Here is a 16,594-nt window from a genome sequence, read left to right on the forward strand (position 1 = left end):
TCAACAGGAGAAGCGACATGGGCCAATCAATGTTCATCGTCTGGCGTGAAAGCGTCGAGGCGCTACTGGTCATCGGCATCCTGCATGCCTGGCTGAGTCAGCAGCCGGGCAACCGTCATGCGCTGCGCATGCTCTGGGGCGGCGTGGTGGCCGGCCTGGGTCTGGCTTCGCTGCTGGCCTGGGGCATTCTCAGCGCCGGCGACTGGCTGGCCGGTCCCGCCGGTGAGTGGTTCCAGTGCGCCATGCTGCTGGCTGCGGCGCTGCTGATCCTGCAGATGGTCGGCTGGATGCACCACCACGGCCGCGATCTCAAGCGCAACCTGGTGGACAGTGCCGCGGCGCACCTCAGCCAGGGCAGCGGCATTGGCCTGCTGGTACTGGCGATGCTCGCTGTGGCGCGTGAAGGCAGCGAAACAGTGGTGTTTCTCTACGGCATCGGTCATCAGCAAGACGGGGCGGACCTGACCGGCTTCGTCGTCGGCGGTGTGCTGGGCTTTGTGCTCGCATTGCTGAGCTACGCGGCCTTGCAGGCCGGCAGTCGGCTGTTTTCCTGGAGACACTTTTTCAAGGTCAGCGAAGCCCTGCTGCTGCTGCTCGGCGCGGCTCTGTTGATGGGTGGGCTAGACCGCTTCAGCGGCCAGCTGATGGGTATGGAGGTTCCGGAGATGCTGTACACGGTCTTCGGCGATCCGCTGTGGGACACCTCCGCCCTGCTCGATGACGGCGGCACCCTGGGCAGCACCATTGCCGGGCTGACCGGTTACCGCGCCATGCCCTCGCTGGCGGCGGTCATCCTGATGGGGCTCTACTGGTTGGCCGTCTGGGCCTGGTTGCGACCGAAGTCGGAGGCCCGTCTCGAGGCGAGTCCCGCATGATCACCAATGCCCCTTGGCTGGCCCGCGTCGGCGACCTGCTGCGCCAGCATGCCAGGACCATTCGCCTGATCCAGTGGCTGGTGGTGGGCTTCTACCTGGTGTTGCTGCTGGTGCCGGCGTTTCTGTCGCTGCCGCCGTCCGAAGCGCGCATGCTCGACAGCATTACGGTGTTCGCCCAGTTCCTGTTCTGGGGGCTCTGGTGGCCTTTCGTCTTGCTGTCGATGGTGCTGTTCGGTCGCCTCTGGTGCGGCGTGCTCTGCCCGGAGGGCTCGCTCAGCGAGTGGATCAGCTGGCGCGGGTTGAACAAACGCACCCCGCAATGGATCCGCTGGAGCGGCTGGCCGACCATTGCGTTCGTGCTGACCACCGTCTACGGCCAGCTGATCAGCGTCTACGACTACGGCCGGGCTGCCGCGCTGATCCTTGGCGGCTCAACGGTCGCGGCGATGCTCGTCGGCTATCTCTATGGTCGCGGCAAACGTGTCTGGTGCCGACATCTGTGCCCGGTCAGTGGCGTGTTCGGCCTGCTCGCCCGCCTGGCGCCGATGCATTACAAAGTCGACGAGGAACGCTGGCAGGCCAACGAAGCGCCGCGACTGGCCACGCCCAACTGCGCTCCGCTAATCGACATCCGCCGTATGCAGGGCAACAGTGAATGTCACGCCTGCGGTCGTTGCAGTGGCCAGCGCGGCGCAGTCGCCCTCGCCGCCCGCTCGCCGAACCAGGAAATCCTCATCGTCGGCAACCAGGCGCAGCATGGCCACTGGGACAGCAGCTTGCTGCTGTTCGGCATGATCGGCCTGGCCATGGGCGCGTTCCAATGGACAGTCAGCCCCTTGTTCATCAGCCTCAAGCAGACCGCTGCCGAGTGGTTGGTCGATCGCGACATCTTCTGGCCGCTGGAAGCCAATGCACCCTGGTGGCTGCTGACCCATTACCCGCAGAACAACGACGCCTTCACCTGGCTCGACGGTGCGGCAATTCTTGCCTATATCGGCGCCAGCTCGCTGCTCATTGGCGGCGCGCTCTGGCTGCTGTTGCAAGGTGCAGTGCGCTTGATGAATCGCCGAGGTGAGGTGTTCCACCATCTGGCGCTGACGCTCACACCGCTGGGCGGCGCCGGACTGTTTCTCGGCCTTTCAGCCACCACCATCAAACTGCTGCGCTACGAAGGTTTCATCCTCGCCTGGGCGCAGCCGACACGCGCCCTGCTCTTGGCCGGTGCGATTGGCTGGAGTCTGTATCTGGCCTGGAAGGTGATCAGCCGTTACGGCGCCAACGGCCTGCGTCGGCTGCTCGCTTTCAGTTGTGTCGGACTGGCGACAGCGGTGGTTGGCTATGGCTGGTATCTGCAGTTCTGGGGCTGGAGCTGATCGTTCGCTTTTGACGATGAGTTTAAGCGCACCCTTCCCGGCTGGATCGGCTCGCTCCGTTTGGGGTGACGAACCGGTGGATGAAGCCCACCCTACGCACTAATTCGTGGCCTTGAAGCCCACCCAGACTGCGCGAGCGCACAAGGCCGTTCGCGAGCAAGCTCGCTCCTACAGAAGTGAGCTTGCCCACTAGGTACGAACTCAACCTCGCAGAACGAACGACGGAAACAACCGCCCCATGTGATCCCAGAGTTTTTGCTGATCGTAGGGCGCACGGCTGTCGGCAAGAGACTCATCGAGCATCCGCGCGGTGCGCACGCATTGCACGGCGAACCGTTCTACACCCATCTTGCGCAAGCGCTGCGCCATGTCCCACAGGCGTTCAGCATCGAACAGCTGCCAGTGCACGGTGGTGCGGCACTCATAGTCCACGCCACTCGCAACAAGCGCGTGCAGACTTTTCCAGTTTGCCTCGCCACTGCCTTCCACGCCCGTGATCAGCCGGCCATGTTCGGGCAACGCCTTGACGTCGAAGCCCACCCAGTCCACCAGCGGTAGCACCTGGCGAAACAGTTTCGGCTTGATGCCGGCACTGTGCAGTCCGATCTTGAATCCCTTGGCGCGGACCTGCTCGATGGCGTCCGGCAGGGCCAGCTGCAGGGTTGGCTCACCGCCGCTGAACACCACCGCTTCGAGCAAGCCGACCCGCTGGTCGAGGAAGCCGAGAATTTCGTCCCAACCGCGCTCCTCGGCACCACAAGTCGGGATCAACTGCGGGTTGTGGCAATAGCGACAACGCCAGCCACAACCCTGACAGAACAGCACGCAGGCCAAGTGATCAGGAAAATCGAGCGTGGTCAGCGGCACCATGCCGCCGACCCGTAGCGCGGCGCCCATGGCTAGCGAGCCAACCCTGCAGCCTGCTCGGTGAAATGAGTCCGCTCACGGTGCTCGGACTGCTTGCCGGGATTGAATGCCGCGACCGGGCGGTGATAGCCCATGACGCGGGTCCAGACCTCGCAACGCTGGCGTTGGGCTTCAGGCAGTTGGGTGGTTTGAGTCATGTGTCGCTCCTTCAGGGGTGGATGATTTGTTGTAGATCCGGGATGCGCCCGTCGGCGCAGCCATAACGGTGATCGCCAGCAAGCCGGCGCCTAATGGCTGGTCCGGTCTGCATTGACGCTGGGGCGCGCAACGACCGCGCCCCAGTCACAAGAGGCTCAGACGCAGCAGCTCTGTTGTTTGGCGATCAGCGCCTCGTCGCATTTCGGGCAGAACTCGTGTTCACCGCTGAGATAGCCATGCACCGGGCAGATCGAGAACGTCGGGGTGATGGTCAGGTAAGGCAGGCGGAATCGACCCAGCGCGGTGCGCACCAGGTTCTTGCAGGCCTGCGCCGAGGAAATCTGCTCAGCCATGTACAGGTGCAGCACGGTGCCGCCGGTGTATTTGGTCTGCAGCTCGTCCTGCAGCATCAACGCTTCGAACGGGTCATCGGTGAAACCCACCGGCAGCTGCGACGAGTTGGTGTAGTACGGCGCCTCGGCAGAGCCCGCCTGTAAAATCTCTGGGAAACGCCTGCGATCTTCCTTGGCGAAGCGGTAGGTGGTGCCTTCGGCCGGTGTCGCCTCGAGGTTGTAGAGGTGGCCGGTTTCTTCCTGAAAGCGCACCAGCTCTTCCCGCACATGGTCGAGCAGATCGACGGCCAAACGCCGTCCGGCCTCGGTGTGCAGGCCTTCGCTGTCCTCGGTGTAGTTGCGCACCATCTCGTGCAGCCCATTCACGCCAATGGTGGAGAAATGGTTGCGCAGCGTGCCCAGGTATCGCTTGGTGTAGGGATACAGCCCGGCATCCATGTGGTGCTGAATCACCTTGCGCTTGACCTCCAGGCTCTGCCGCGCCAGCTCCAGCAGCGCATCGAGATGCTCGATCAGCCCGGTCCAGTCGCCGGCGTGCAGGTAGCCAAGGCGCGCGCAGTTGATCGTCACCACGCCGAGCGAGCCGGTCTGCTCGGCCGAACCGAACAGCCCTCCGCCGCGCTTGAGCAGCTCGCGCACATCCAGCTGCAGGCGACAGCACATCGAGCGAACCTGATTGGGCTGCATGTCCGAATTGAGGAAGTTCTGGAAGTACGGCAAGCCGTAACGCGCGGTCATCTCGAACAGGCGCTCGGCGTTCTCGCTATCCCAAGGGAAATCGTGGGTGATGTTGTAAGTTGGGATCGGAAAGGTGAACACCCGGCCCAGGCCGTCGCCGGCCTGCATGACCTCGATGTAGGCGCGATTGATCAGCTCCATCTCGGGTTGCAGGTCACCGTAGGCGAAAGGCATTTCCTCGCCGCCGATGTAGGGAATCTGCTCGCGCAGGTCTTCCGGGCAGACCCAGTCGAAGGTCAGGTTGGTAAAGGGCGTCTGGGTGCCCCAACGCGACGGCACGTTGAGGTTGTAGATGAATTCCTGGATCGCCTGGCGGATTTCCGCGAAGCCAAGGCCATCCTTGCGCACAAAGGGCGCGAGGTAGGTATCGAAGCTGCTGAATGCCTGGGCGCCGGCCCACTCGTTCTGCAGCGTGCCGAGAAAGTTGACCATCTGCCCCAGCGCGCTGGACAGGTGCTTCGGCGGCCCGGCCTCGACCCGACCAGGAATGCCATTGAAACCTTCGTTGAGCAGCGTGCGCAGCGACCAGCCCGCACAATAGCCGGCGAGCATGTCCAGGTCATGGATGTGCAGGTCCCCCTCGCGATGGGCGATACCGATTTCCGGGCTGTAGACCTCGTCCAGCCAGTAGTTGGCAGTGACCTTGCCCGACACGTTGAGAATCAGCCCACCCAGTGAGTAGCCCTGGTTGGCGTTGGCGCGTACCCGCCAGTCCTCGCGCGAGAGGTATTCGTTCATCGACGAGGCGACGTCGACCAGTGATTTGCGATCGCGCCGCAGCCGTCCATGACGCTCGCGGTAGACGATGTACGCCCGCGCCGTGTCGTAGTAACCCGCCTCCATCAACACACGCTCGACGGCATCCTGAGCCTGCTCGACCGCCACTACCCGCTGCGGCATACGCGCCAGGACCTGAGCAGCCAGCGCCTGGGCAGTGACCGGTTCGAATTCACCGGTCGCCAGGCCAGCGGCCTCGATCGCAGCACCGATCTTGTCCAGTTCGAACGCTACCAGGCGCCCGTCCCGCTTGCGCAACGAAACCGGCCGATCCACTTCCCCAAGCCCCAGCATCACGCCTCCATCACCATATGTAGTTGTTAAAAACTTGCTAAGCACTAGATGGTGTGGAATGTAGGCAAAAGCGATGCAGAGCGAATTGACCATCGTCAATTCACCTCTGCCGTATTTCTAAAACAGGCTCCGAGGCATTCACGGTCGAGGATCTTGTCTGCGATCAAGGAAGCTGGGTGATGCGTGCTCCTAGGATGCAACGTCGAACAATCCCGGACAGGTACCGGCGGAGGAATCATGTTGACCGAAACATCCCTTGTTGCGGACCTCCGCCGACACCACCTGTTCAGCCGGTTGCCCGAAGCGGCGCTGCAGGAGGTGTGCGCCTCGGCCAACCTCAAGCGCGTGCCTGCGGGCGCCTCGCTGTTTCATCAAGGTGACAAGGCCGAGCGGTTCTACTTTCTGTTCAGCGGCCAGGTGAAGCTGCACCGCGTGGTCTGCGACGGGCAGGAAAAACTGGTGGAGGTGATCCGCGCCGGCGAGTCGTTCGCAGAAGCCTTGCTGTTCACCGGCGCGCCGAATTATCCGGTCAGTGCCACCGCCCTGAAAGCCAGCCTGGTGGCCAGCCTCCATGGGCCGCACTACCGGCGCATGCTCGAGCAGCACCCGAGCATCTGCCTGGACATTCTTGGCACCTTGAGCATCCGTCTGCACCAGCGCCTGAACGAGATCGATACCCTGACGCTGGCCAACGCCAGCCACCGCGTGGTGCGCTTTCTCTATCAATCGCAGGAGGATGACAGCGGCGTCGTTACCCTCGATGTGCCCAAGCGCTTGATCGCGTCCAAGCTGGGCATTCAACCGGAGACCTTTTCGCGCATTCTGCACCGGCTCATCGAGTCCGGAATGATCAGCGTGCAACGCCGGCGCATCGAGATACTCGACAGCCAGGGTCTGGCCGCCTATCAGGACTGAGCTGCGGCGGATTGCCCCAGCTTCTTGATGGCCGTCATGGGCCACCTCTTGATTGACTCGGATACTGGCGTTAGCCCTAACAGATCGGGAGAACAGCATGTCCAAACCTCGCCTGCCCCTGGTGTATGCCTGCTCGGGCTGTTCCAACGTGGCGCAACTGGCCAATACCCTCGCTGTGCGTCTGGACCGTGCCGGCCTGGCAGAAATGTCCTGCATCGCCGGTGTCGGTGGCCGGGTGAGCTCGCTGGTCAACAAGGCCAACTCCGGCCGGGCGATCCTGGCCATCGACGGCTGTCCGCTGCATTGCGCGCGTGCCTGCCTGGCGCAGCACGGCGTTGTTGCCAACGTACACATCACCCTCAGCAGCTACGGTCTGCGCAAGCGTTACCGCGAAGACTGCTCCGAAGCCGAAGCCGATGCGCTGTTCGAGGACATGCGCAACATCATCGCCAGCGACCGGATGAAACCGCGGCACCAGCTGCACTCGGTGTAGCGGCTCACCGCGGCGACTGGGTGGAGATGTCGGCCTAACCGGTCAATGCTCGATCAGGCACTGACCGGCTGCGCACGACCAGCCAGCGCCACTTCCTCTCCAGCGCCCTGCAGCAGTTTCCACAGCCATGGCGGCAGCAGGTCCGGGTCCAGACTGTCGATCAGGTTCTTGATGGCCAGGCCGAGTTCGGTGTCGCCTTCGATCACCAACCGGCGGCGAAAGAACAGCGTATCGGGGTCTTCCTGGCGACTGGCGAGCAGAAGGAATTCACGCCAGTTGCCACGGATGGTGACCTGAACCCGGGCCTGCTCGGCGATGCGCAACTTCTGCCGATCGCAACTCAGGCACCAGGCCAGGTTGAGGTCGACGACTTCCAGGCGCATCCAGTTGCCTTCCAGTGCCTCGAAGGCATCATCAGCCAGGGGCTCAGCGAAGACCTGATTGAGGCTGCGCTCCAGCGCGATACGTTGCAGCGCGAACGGGGTTCGCGCGGCCAGCGGCAACAGATGCTCTCCGAGTTTCAACAGGTGCGCCCGAGGCTTCAGCATAATCCGGCCTCCTCGGCGCGCAGCATGCCGGGCTGGCCATGCCAGTAACCGTTGCAGCCGTCGACGGCGAGCGGTGGCAGGCCGCCGTTGCGCACCGCGTCAAATGCCTGCACTACCTCGATCATGCCCGACGCTCGCGGGCTGAGCCGCAGCAGCTCGGCCCCGCTGTCGACCAGCGCCGGATAGTCCGCCAGCAGATTGCTGACCGAGGCGGACAGGGTCTGGATGCCATTGATGGTGAACAGCGCCTCGCCCTCCTGGCTCAACAGCGGGATACCTTCGGGATAGTTCTGGCAACAGAACTGGCAATCATCCTTCGGCCGATTTTCCGCGCGAGCGGTGAAGCAGCGCGCCGAATAGGCCAGCGGAAGGTGGCCGTAGGCGAAGATCTCGATTTCCGGCATCGCCACACCGAGCTGCGACAACTGCGCACGCGCGTCGCGGATCATGGTCCCGGAGATTTCCACTGGCGGCACCCAACGCTGCATGCCGCTGCTGACCAGTTCGGCCAGTGCATGGCCGTTGTAGAGGTTGAGCGCCGGACCGCCAACAAAGGGCAAGCCTCTCTCGGACAGGTACTGCACGGCGCCCATGTCATTGGCCTCGACCAGCAGCTCGCCGTTCTCGCAGAGCCGGCGCAGGCTGGACAGCTCCGAAGCCGCCTCGACCAGCGCCAGGCCGGACAGCACCAGCTGCGCCGTCGACTGCTGTTTGAGCTCGCGGGCCAGACCAAGCCAGTCGTCCAGACCCATGTCGCGGCGCTTGGAACAGACGGTTTCGCCGAGATAGATCACATCCAGCGGCATGCCTGCCATGTCGGCGTAGAAATCGAGGGTGTGCTGGCGATCCCAATAGAACAGCACGGGGCCTAGGCTGAGTTTCATATCTGCTCCTTGCTGAAGAGGTTCACTGCCACGCCCGGTGGTAAGCGCCGAGGGTCGTTTGCGAGCCCTCGGACAAGCCGTCGAGCACGTCACGCCAGCCAGGCTGCACGGCATAACGCTGCGGCGCCTGCAGATAGGCGTCGAGTGCCGAGCGCCAGACGCGGGTGACCTGCTCGACATAGGCGGGGCTGCGTTGCCGCCCCTCGATCTTCATCGCCGTGACGCCGATGTTGGCCAGCTCCGGAATAAGGTCGAGGGTATTCAGGCTGGTGGGCTCCTCCAGTGCATGGAAGCGCTCGCCGTTGACCATGAAGCGGCCCTTGCAAAGCGTCGGATAGCCGGCTGATTCGCCTTCGGCATAACGGTCGATGAGCACGTTGTTCAGCCGCGAAGTCAGCCCTTCCGGCTCCTCGCTCCAGCGCACCGCCTTGGCTGGCGAACAGACGCCGCACAGATTCGGAGATTCGCCGGTGAGGTAGGAAGACAGGTGGCAGCGACCTTCGGCCATGATGCACAGGCTGCCGAAAGCGAACACCTCGATAGGCACCGGACTGCTCGCGGCGACCTGCTTGACCTGCTTGAGCGACAGCACCCGCGGCAGCACGGCGCGCTTGATGTTGTAGCGCTGTTGGTAAAAGGCCAGCGCGGCGGCATTGGTCGCCGAACCCTGGACCGACAGATGCAGGTTGAGCTGCGGATGGTGTTTGGCGGCGTAACCGAGCACGCCGGGATCGGCGGCGATCAGCGCGTCGACACCGAGGTCGGCGGCCTGATCGACCGCACGCTGCCAGCGGGACCAGCCTTGCGGCTGTGCGTAAGTGTTGACGGCAATATAGAGCTGGCGACGCTTTTCGCGGATCAACTGCAGCCCCTTGTCGAGCTGCTTCGCATCCATGTTGAGGCCGGGGAAATGACGGGCGTTGGTGTCGTCCCGAAAGCCGACATAAACGGCATCGGCACCCTGCTGGACGGCAGCCTTGAGCGCGGGCAGGCTACCTGCTGGACAGACCAAGTGCATGGCAACTCCTAGACATGCGGAATCATGCGCACCCTGCCTGCGGCAAAGGTGCCCGTCCGGGCCGGACGGAAAGTCGGCAGTCTAGGTAGGCCTCCAGTGGGAGGCATTGATAAGCGTCAAGGAGGCGAAGCTGAGGAGGCGCTCTGAACAGGGCGCCCCGAGCGAAGCGAGTCGCCGGGACAGGGTAAAGGGCAGCGCTGGCGGAGGCTCAAGACTGCCCGGCGAGGCAAGTCCCGAGCAGACGCGTTCCCAGCGTGCGCTGCCGGGAAATCAGGCCAGCGCAATGGTGCGCGGCCTCCGCTCGGACTGGCGTCGCGCTATATCCCTTCGTCGCCCTGAAACTCCTCGGTCGCACGAACGACAGCGTCCCGCCAGTTGCCGGACTCTTCAGCGAGCAGGCGCATCGCCTTGAGGCTGGATTCGAAAGCCTGCTGGTAGTGCTGCGGGTTGTTCTCGCTGGCGGCACGGTCGGCGTGGGCCTGGGCCTCGCTCAGCAGCTGGTTGAACTGGTCATGGTCCAGAGCCATGGAAGTCTCCTGTTGGTGATAGTTGGAGCTTAGACCGCGACACCTCGAAGACAACTCACGCCGACTGGCGGAACAACCCCCAGCGGCATTGCGGCTTGGTCGAACGCCTCATTTCAATTTCAGCCGCCGCGCCAGTTTGTGCAGGTTGCTCGAATCGACGTCCAGCAACCGCGCGGCCTGCGCCCAGTTCTCTCCACTGGCCTCCAGCGCGCGGATAATCGCCTGGCGCTGGGCGCCATCGACGGCTTCGCGCAACGAGACGATCTCCTCTACTGCGGGCGCGGGCTCGACATCGGCAGCCGGGGCGAAAGAGCTGGCGTGCTCGTTGTCCAGCGCCAGCAGGTCCGGTTCCAGCGTGAGTATTTCGCTGCGCGAGGCGCCCCGACTGAGCAACCGCAGCGCCGCCCGGCTGATCACGTGCTCCAGCTCCCGGACGTTGCCCGGCCAGCCATAGCCGAGCAATGCCCGCTCGGCAGCGGGCGACAGCCGCATGCTGCGCAGGCCCAAACGCGCGCGGTTCAATTCAAGAAAGTAGCCCGCCAGAATCAGGACATCGTTGCCACGCTCGCGCAGGGGCGGAATCGGCGCTGGATAAACCGAAAGGCGGTGATAGAGATCAGCGCGGAAATGCCCGTCACGCACGCTGTCACGCAGGTTGCGGTTGGTCGCCGCGATAATGCGCACATCGACCTGACGCGGCTTGTCGGCCCCGAGGCGCTGGATTTCCCCATTCTGCAGGGTGCGCAGCAGCTTGGCCTGCACCACCAACGGCAGCTCGCCGACTTCATCGAGCAGCAGCGTGCCGCCATTGGCCGCATCGAAACGGCCAGGCCGGTCGGTGGTCGCACCGGAGAAGGCACCCTTTACATGACCGAACAGCTCGCTTTCGGCCAGCGATTCGGGCAACGCCGCGCAATTGACCAGCACCAGCGGCTTGTTGCGCCGCCGCGAGTGACGATGCAGCCAGCGTGCGAACAACTCCTTGCCCACGCCGGTTTCACCCAGGAGCAGCACCGGCAGCTCCGAGTCGGCCACTACTTCCAACTCACGCAACAGCTCGCGGATTACCGCGCTTTGCCCGAGAATTTCGCCGTCGCCCGGCACCTGTGTGGTTTCCAGCACGTCACTGCGTGCGAGGCGCAGACCGCGGTTTTCGTGTTCCAACCGGGTAATACGGATGGCCGCCTCGATCACCAGCGTGTAGCGCTGCAGGTCGCGCCGCGCGTCGTCGTCGAAAGTCCCTGCGTGCAGTGCATCGAGGGTCAGCGCTCCCCACAGTTTGCCCTCGACGAACAGGCTGACGCCCATGCAGTCGTGCACCGGCAAGGGTTCGCCGACATGCGCATCAAGCAGACCGTCATAGGGGTCGGGCAATCGACTGTCAGGCTCGAACCAGGTGGGCTCGCGTTGCGAGAGGATGGCCGCCAACCGGGGATGCTGAGCCACCACGAAGCGCCGCCCCAGTGCCTCCTGCACCAGCCCCACCGCCGCCAGCGGGCGCAGCGTGTCGTCATCGAGGCGTAGCAGCACCACAGCACCACAGCGAAACCGCTGATGCAGCGTGTGCACCAGACGTTGCAGGCGAACCGCATTGGGCAGCTCGGTGACAAGATCGGCAAGCAGGGCTTCTTCCATCATGGTGATTACTACCCGTAAGGTTTATTAAACCCTATACCGCCTGGGTATATTTCACCAATCAAATTATTTTCCTTTTAATAATCAATTATTTGCTAATGGCATAGGGCTTGCTCCAGTACAAGCAACATCCACTCATGGAACGCCGCCATGACGACTGCACTTACCGAGCAAACCCTGGGCAGCCTGGCCTGCCGGATCCCTGGTGCCACACGCGTGTTTCGCCAGTACAAACTGGACTTCTGCTGCGGTGGAGACACCCCGCTGCGCGACGCCGCCCTGCAGCGCAACCTCGACGCCCAGGTCATCGCAGGCGAGCTCGCCGCACTGACGGGGGAACCGGCGACGGAGCCAGACTGGCGCGGCGAGCCCGCAAGTGCGCTGATCGAATTCATCCTCGAACGCTTCCACGAGCGTCATCGCGACCAACTGCCCGAACTCATTCGCCTGGCCAGCCGTGTCGAACAAGTTCATGGCAACAAGCCGGACTGCCCGACCGGCCTCGCCGAGCACCTCTGGAGCATGCAGCAGGAGCTGGAGAGCCACATGCTCAAGGAAGAGCAGATTCTCTTCCCCATGCTGCAACGCAACATTCAGCTACCCCAGACCCAGGGTCCGATTGCGGTGATGCGTTATGAACACGATCAGCACGGCGCCGCGCTGCAACGGCTGGCCGAACTGACCAACGACATCACCCCGCCCGCGAACGCCTGCAACACCTGGCGTGCGCTGTATCGCGGGCTCGAAGAACTGCGTGGCGATCTGATGCAGCACATTCATCTGGAGAACAACATCCTGTTCGCCCAGGCACCCGCACACTGAAACGACCTCAACGCTACGGGCCAGACGGCCCGCCCCCTGCAGTACCGGAGGTGCACATGAAAGCAGTCATCCAACCCTTGGCCTGGGGCCTTGCAATGGCGTCGATGCTGGCGCTGGCCAGCGGCGTGGCACTCGACGTGGTGATCGATACCGCACAGGCGACAGGCAGTCACAACGAGCTGGGTACGCGCCCTGCGTTGCCCGCTGACATCGATCAGCGATGGACCACCGACACCGCCTCACTGGAGCGAGACCGAAAACCGCTTCGGTAAGGCATGCGCGGAAGAATTTGCATCAGCCTAATCCGGCCTGCATCAATACGCGCGCCATGGCATCTGGGCTAGGCTCTGTAAGACTTTTCACTGCGCTCTCGAAGCGGCTTCGGCCTGCCTGTTTGAGCGCAGGTACCGTTCCGCTCTGCAAACATAATTGCAGACGACTCAATTATTAGAAATTAAGGATGCCTTGCATGGTGCTTCACCGCGTACACAACCAGATTCTGCGCAGCCACCACCTGTTCGAACCCCTGAACGACGAACAGATGGACGAGCTGATGAGCGCAAGTCAGTTGCTCAACCTGGACAAGGGCGACAACCTTTTTCATCAGGGCGAACCGGCGCATTCGTTCTATTTCGTGATTTCCGGCGCGGTGAAAATCTACCGCCTCACCCCGGACGGGCAGGAGAAAGTCTTCGAGGTGATCGGCAATCGCCAGACCTTTGCCGAAGCGATGATGCTGATGGACACGCCCAACTATGTCGCCTCGGCCCAGGCTGTCTGTCCGACGCAGGTCTATCGCTTCTCCAATGCGGCCTACATGCGCCTGCTGGAAGCGAACCAGAAGCTTTCCTTCGCCCTGCTCGGCAAGCTCAGCGTGCGCTTGCACCAGCGCATCAACGAAATCGAAACCCTTTCGCTGAAGAACGCCACTCACCGCGTGGTGCGCTATCTGATGACTCAGCTGGCACGCTTGAAGGATGAAGGCAGCAGCTTTGAGTTGCCCATGGCCAAGCAGCTGATCGCCGGCCATCTGTCGATCCAGCCGGAGACATTCTCGCGGATCATCAGGCGCTTGATCGATGAGGAAATCATCACCCAGGAAGGCCGGCAGATCACCATCCTTGATCGTCAACGGCTCGAATCCTTCGAGTAACGCGCCAGCTATACACTGCTCACCAGCCCCTTGGGGGCAGTTGATGCAGGGGCGCGAACCTCTTGCAACTCATTGATTACCGTCAACCTCTAACAGCAGCAGTGCATGGCAAGCTGGAAGTGAACTAGAGAGGACGCTGCCATGCCCAGATGCCTGTATTGCCAGCAACCCAATCCGCCGCAGGAAGCCGAATGCAGCAACTGCGGCATGCCCCTCCCCGCCCTGGCCGACACCGCAGGGGATCGCCGTCAAAACAGATTCTTCTGGTTCTGTATCGGTCTTGCCGTGTTCTGCGCGGTGATGATCGTCTGGCTGCCGCGCAACCTGTTCTAGACGGTCTGTAGGGTGGATCACGCCTGACCGATCAACCGGGTGGTGATCCACCGAGCGGTGTGGTGGTGGATGTAAAAGGCGACATCCACCCTACGAATCACCGTCCCCCAGGGCAGCTTCGGGAGAATGGATAGCGGCATCAAGCTTGGCGGGCAACAGCCGCTCGATAGATGCCTTGGCGGGCTGAAGCCCACCCTACAAACCTGTCGGCGTGCTCCGGCCGCATAGCTCGGCCATCCGGCAGAGTGGGCTTGTTTCCATCAAAACAACGTCCTTCCCAAACTGGCAGGCCTGAATACGGCGCGCCATAACTTCGTAGGGTGGGCTTCAGCCCACCGATGAATACGTCAGAGTCAAACGAAGCAACTGCCCTAAATCAACATAGCCTCTGAACACTGCGTCAATGTCGCGGCATGAACAGGCCATGTCCGCAGGTGAACGGCGAGATATCAAGCGGCGCAAAGGCTTGTGGGCGCAAACGGAACGCCGCCCGTTTTACGCTACGGTTGCCACGCAATCTGCCCCAGGCGATTAGCAAGATGGATCACGCCTCACCGATCCACGGGGTGGCCATCCACCGGGTGGCGGTCCACCGGGTGGCGGTCCACCGGGGGGGCGATCCACCGAGCGCAGTCACGGTAGATGTTAAAGGCGACATCCACCCTTGTATCTCGACTACCACGCTATGTTGGGGTGATAGTTCCCGACTGATCATCGGGGGAAGGCCAGGAAGCCGTATCCACCCTTAGGCTTTGAGCCTGCGACGTAGATAGCGCTGCCGGAAAACAAATCGTCTGTGCAGCGATGCGCAAGCTGCTGCACATCGCCTATGGGGTACTTAAATCGGGCCAGCGTTTCGACCCTCAACTGGCCCTTGCTCGGTAATGGGGAAGACGGTATCTACGGCTGGGTCAGCTGCTTATACAACTGCGGCAGGCGGAACGGTAGCTGTTGCGGCTCCTTAATCAGGGTGAAGCCGTTGGCACCGAACATGTAGGGCAGGTAATCGCCCGCCTCCTGGTCAATGGTGATGCAGAACGGCAACAACCCCTGACGCCGTGCTTCCATGACTGCCTGGCGGGTGTCTTCGACGCCATAACGGCCTTCGTAGAGATCCAGGTCATTGGGCTTGCCGTCGGTGACCAGCAGCAACAGTTTGCGTCGCTGCTTGCACTTGCCCAGCAGCTCGGTGGCCTGGCGAATGGCCGCACCCATGCGCGTGTAATAACCGGGTTTCAGCGCCTGGATCCGGCCACGGGTGTCATCGCCATAACGCTGCTTGAAGCTCTTGAGTTCCTGCATGCGCACCTGCTGGCGACGCAGCGAGGAGAAACCGTACAGCGCAAAATCGTCGCCTACGGCAGACAGTGCTTCGCCGAACAGCAGCAGGCTGTCGGTGATCACGTCGATCACCTTGTGCTCGTCGTCCAGGTGCGCGTCGGTGGACATCGACAGGTCGGCCAGCAGCAGGCACGCCAGGTCGCGACGATTCTGCCGCTGTTCCATGAACAACCCACGCTCGGCGCACTGGCCATGCTGGTGCTCGACGTGAAAGTCCAACCAGGCCTGCATGTCCAGCTCCGAGCCCTGGGGTTGCCCACGCAGCCATTGCCGATCGTTTCGCAGGTGTTCGAACTGCCGGCGCAGCTTGCGCGCCAGCGGGCTCAGCCGCAGCGGCAGGCCCATGGGTTCGGAGCCTCGCGGCAGCATCATCTGCAGGCTGACGAAGTTCTCCTGCATGTGCTGTTTGCGGTAATCCCATTCCGGCAGCTTGAGGCCATCGCCCAGCGGAATGTCATCGACGTCCGCGGGCGGAAGGTCGAGGTGCAGTTTGAGGCCGCCGCCCTTGCGCATACGCTGACGCGACATGGCAATCTCGTCGAGATCTTCAGCAACGCGGGAAGCGTCCTCGTTTTCGCTGTCATCGCCCTGACGATCAAGCTCGACATGCTCGGACCAGCTGAACAGGTTCTCCAGACGGAACAGCATCAGGCCGCCCTTGCTGGTGCTGTCCTCGACACGCTTGGCGCGCTTGCGCATGCCCTTCTGCTCGGTCGGCGGGGCCTGCAGGTTGTTGTCCTGATCTTCCTCCGCGAGCTCGGTGGCCTGCGGCACCCCGAGATTCTCGGCGGGGTACAGCCACATGGGCAGCGGCCAGGGCGCCACTTCGCTACGCGGAAACTGCTGGACGCTGCCCGGCTCGCGCAGGGCCTGGCAGATGGCTCGCTCCAGCGCTGCCTCCGCGCGAGGCAGCGTATCCGGGTCGGGACGCAGCTGCAGATGCGCCTCGACCAAGCGCGCGTAGCGAGGCTGCATGGCCGGAAAACGCTCGAGGATGACCTGCGTCCAGCGTTGGTTGTCACGCGCCCAATGGCGCATCTCGCCAGCCTGCGCCGCAAGCAGCGCCAGCCAGCGATAGAGATCCTGGTTGAGTGAAACGTCGGGGTACACCGCAAGGTTTTGTGGCAGCCGCAGGTTGCTTGAATCGCACCAGGCGACCGGCAGCTGTTTGCAGGTGCCGGCAACCTGCTGGAGCAGCGTCCGACGCAACATCAGATCGCGCGCGTTGGCCGCTTCGACACCAATACCGCTGGCACCGCCCATGGCGCGAAACAGCACCGACAGTGGCCGCTGCATGCTTTCCAGCGAAACGCTGGCGTCGGGAAAGTCCGGGCTGGCGCGGCGGGTGATGAAACGGTGCCAGACACTGCCGACCCACTCTTCGACTTCGATGGTAAAGGCCATGACGATCGCTCCGTAGCGGTTTGAAAACAGCAACGGCCCGCTGTGT

At 62.8% G+C, this 16,594-nt stretch carries 17 protein-coding genes; 8 read left to right on the forward strand and 9 right to left on the reverse strand.

The window, feature by feature from the left end:
- Positions 1 to 17 precede the first annotated feature (17 nt).
- Positions 18 to 875, forward strand: coding sequence for an FTR1 family protein (locus ALTERO38_RS15715; RefSeq protein ID WP_159968946.1), 858 nt, complete (start codon positions 18 to 20; stop codon positions 873 to 875).
- Positions 872 to 2,248 carry a 4Fe-4S binding protein gene (locus tag ALTERO38_RS15720; protein ID WP_159968947.1) on the forward strand — a complete coding sequence of 459 codons (1,377 nt, stop codon included), beginning with the start codon at positions 872 to 874 and terminating at the stop codon, positions 2,246 to 2,248. The genes ALTERO38_RS15715 and ALTERO38_RS15720 overlap by 4 nt, the downstream gene beginning before the upstream one ends.
- A gap of 201 nt (positions 2,249 to 2,449) precedes the next feature.
- On the opposite strand, the gene ALTERO38_RS15725 is transcribed toward ALTERO38_RS15720, so the two are convergent.
- From ALTERO38_RS15725 to ALTERO38_RS15735, 3 genes are all read right to left on the reverse strand, one after another.
- A complete protein-coding gene (locus ALTERO38_RS15725) occupies positions 2,450 to 3,145 on the reverse strand; it encodes an anaerobic ribonucleoside-triphosphate reductase activating protein (protein ID WP_159968948.1) in 696 nt (231 codons plus the stop codon).
- Between the two features lie 2 nt (positions 3,146 to 3,147).
- Complete coding sequence (gene nrdD / locus ALTERO38_RS15730; RefSeq protein ID WP_045430017.1) at positions 3,148 to 3,312, reverse strand: anaerobic ribonucleoside-triphosphate reductase; 165 nt, start codon at positions 3,310 to 3,312, stop codon at positions 3,148 to 3,150.
- Between the two features lie 156 nt (positions 3,313 to 3,468).
- The gene (locus ALTERO38_RS15735; RefSeq protein ID WP_159968949.1) at positions 3,469 to 5,475 is read right to left on the reverse strand and encodes a ribonucleoside triphosphate reductase; all 2,007 of its coding nucleotides are present in this window, start codon (positions 5,473 to 5,475) and stop codon (positions 3,469 to 3,471) included.
- A 237-nt stretch (positions 5,476 to 5,712) separates the two neighbouring features.
- On the opposite strand from ALTERO38_RS15735, the gene ALTERO38_RS15740 reads away from it, so the two are divergent.
- Positions 5,713 to 6,390, forward strand: coding sequence for a Crp/Fnr family transcriptional regulator (locus tag ALTERO38_RS15740; RefSeq protein ID WP_102835559.1), 678 nt, complete (start codon positions 5,713 to 5,715; stop codon positions 6,388 to 6,390).
- 97 nt (positions 6,391 to 6,487) lie between these two features.
- Positions 6,488 to 6,883 (forward strand): putative zinc-binding protein, encoded by a 396-nt coding sequence (locus ALTERO38_RS15745; RefSeq protein WP_148926785.1) that lies wholly within the window; start codon positions 6,488 to 6,490, stop codon positions 6,881 to 6,883.
- Between the two features lie 53 nt (positions 6,884 to 6,936).
- Here the strand turns inward: ALTERO38_RS15745 and ALTERO38_RS15750 are convergent, their stop codons facing one another.
- The 5 genes from ALTERO38_RS15750 to norR form a co-directional block, all read right to left on the reverse strand.
- Positions 6,937 to 7,431, reverse strand: coding sequence for an SCP2 domain-containing protein (locus ALTERO38_RS15750; protein WP_159968950.1), 495 nt, complete (start codon positions 7,429 to 7,431; stop codon positions 6,937 to 6,939).
- Positions 7,425 to 8,315 (reverse strand): U32 family peptidase, encoded by an 891-nt coding sequence (locus ALTERO38_RS15755; protein WP_159968951.1) that lies wholly within the window; start codon positions 8,313 to 8,315, stop codon positions 7,425 to 7,427. Before ALTERO38_RS15755 ends, ALTERO38_RS15750 begins: the two co-directional genes overlap by 7 nt.
- 22 nt (positions 8,316 to 8,337) lie before the next feature.
- On the reverse strand, positions 8,338 to 9,333 hold the full coding sequence (locus ALTERO38_RS15760; RefSeq protein ID WP_159968952.1) for a peptidase U32 family protein: 996 nt from the start codon (positions 9,331 to 9,333) through the stop codon (positions 8,338 to 8,340).
- A 317-nt stretch (positions 9,334 to 9,650) separates the two neighbouring features.
- Positions 9,651 to 9,860 carry a hypothetical protein gene (locus tag ALTERO38_RS15765; RefSeq protein WP_102835554.1) on the reverse strand — a complete coding sequence of 70 codons (210 nt, stop codon included), beginning with the start codon at positions 9,858 to 9,860 and terminating at the stop codon, positions 9,651 to 9,653.
- Positions 9,861 to 9,968: 108 nt separating this feature from the next.
- Positions 9,969 to 11,498: a nitric oxide reductase transcriptional regulator NorR gene (gene norR / locus ALTERO38_RS15770; RefSeq protein ID WP_159968953.1), complete on the reverse strand. Its 1,530-nt coding sequence runs from the start codon at positions 11,496 to 11,498 to the stop codon at positions 9,969 to 9,971.
- A gap of 147 nt (positions 11,499 to 11,645) precedes the next feature.
- Here norR and ytfE point away from each other — a divergent pair, with 147 nt between their 5' ends.
- From ytfE to ALTERO38_RS15790, 4 genes are all read left to right on the forward strand, one after another.
- Positions 11,646 to 12,317, forward strand: a complete 672-nt coding sequence (gene ytfE / locus ALTERO38_RS15775) for an iron-sulfur cluster repair protein YtfE (RefSeq protein ID WP_159968954.1) — start codon at positions 11,646 to 11,648, stop codon at positions 12,315 to 12,317.
- A 56-nt stretch (positions 12,318 to 12,373) separates the two neighbouring features.
- Entirely contained in the window at positions 12,374 to 12,589 is a 216-nt protein-coding gene (locus tag ALTERO38_RS21575; RefSeq protein ID WP_256663905.1) for a hypothetical protein, read from the forward strand.
- A 197-nt stretch (positions 12,590 to 12,786) separates the two neighbouring features.
- The gene (locus ALTERO38_RS15785) at positions 12,787 to 13,470 is read left to right on the forward strand and encodes a Crp/Fnr family transcriptional regulator (protein ID WP_102835551.1); all 684 of its coding nucleotides are present in this window, start codon (positions 12,787 to 12,789) and stop codon (positions 13,468 to 13,470) included.
- A 141-nt stretch (positions 13,471 to 13,611) separates the two neighbouring features.
- Positions 13,612 to 13,803 (forward strand): DnrP protein, encoded by a 192-nt coding sequence (locus tag ALTERO38_RS15790; RefSeq protein ID WP_102835550.1) that lies wholly within the window; start codon positions 13,612 to 13,614, stop codon positions 13,801 to 13,803.
- Between the two features lie 900 nt (positions 13,804 to 14,703).
- Here ALTERO38_RS15790 and ALTERO38_RS15795 read toward each other — a convergent pair.
- The gene (locus ALTERO38_RS15795) at positions 14,704 to 16,548 is read right to left on the reverse strand and encodes a nitric oxide reductase activation protein NorD (protein ID WP_159968955.1); all 1,845 of its coding nucleotides are present in this window, start codon (positions 16,546 to 16,548) and stop codon (positions 14,704 to 14,706) included.
- Positions 16,549 to 16,594 lie beyond the last annotated feature (46 nt).

It is taken from the genome of Pseudomonas sp. 9Ag, assembly GCF_902506445.1.
GTDB lineage: Bacteria > Pseudomonadota > Gammaproteobacteria > Pseudomonadales > Pseudomonadaceae > Stutzerimonas > Stutzerimonas stutzeri_AB.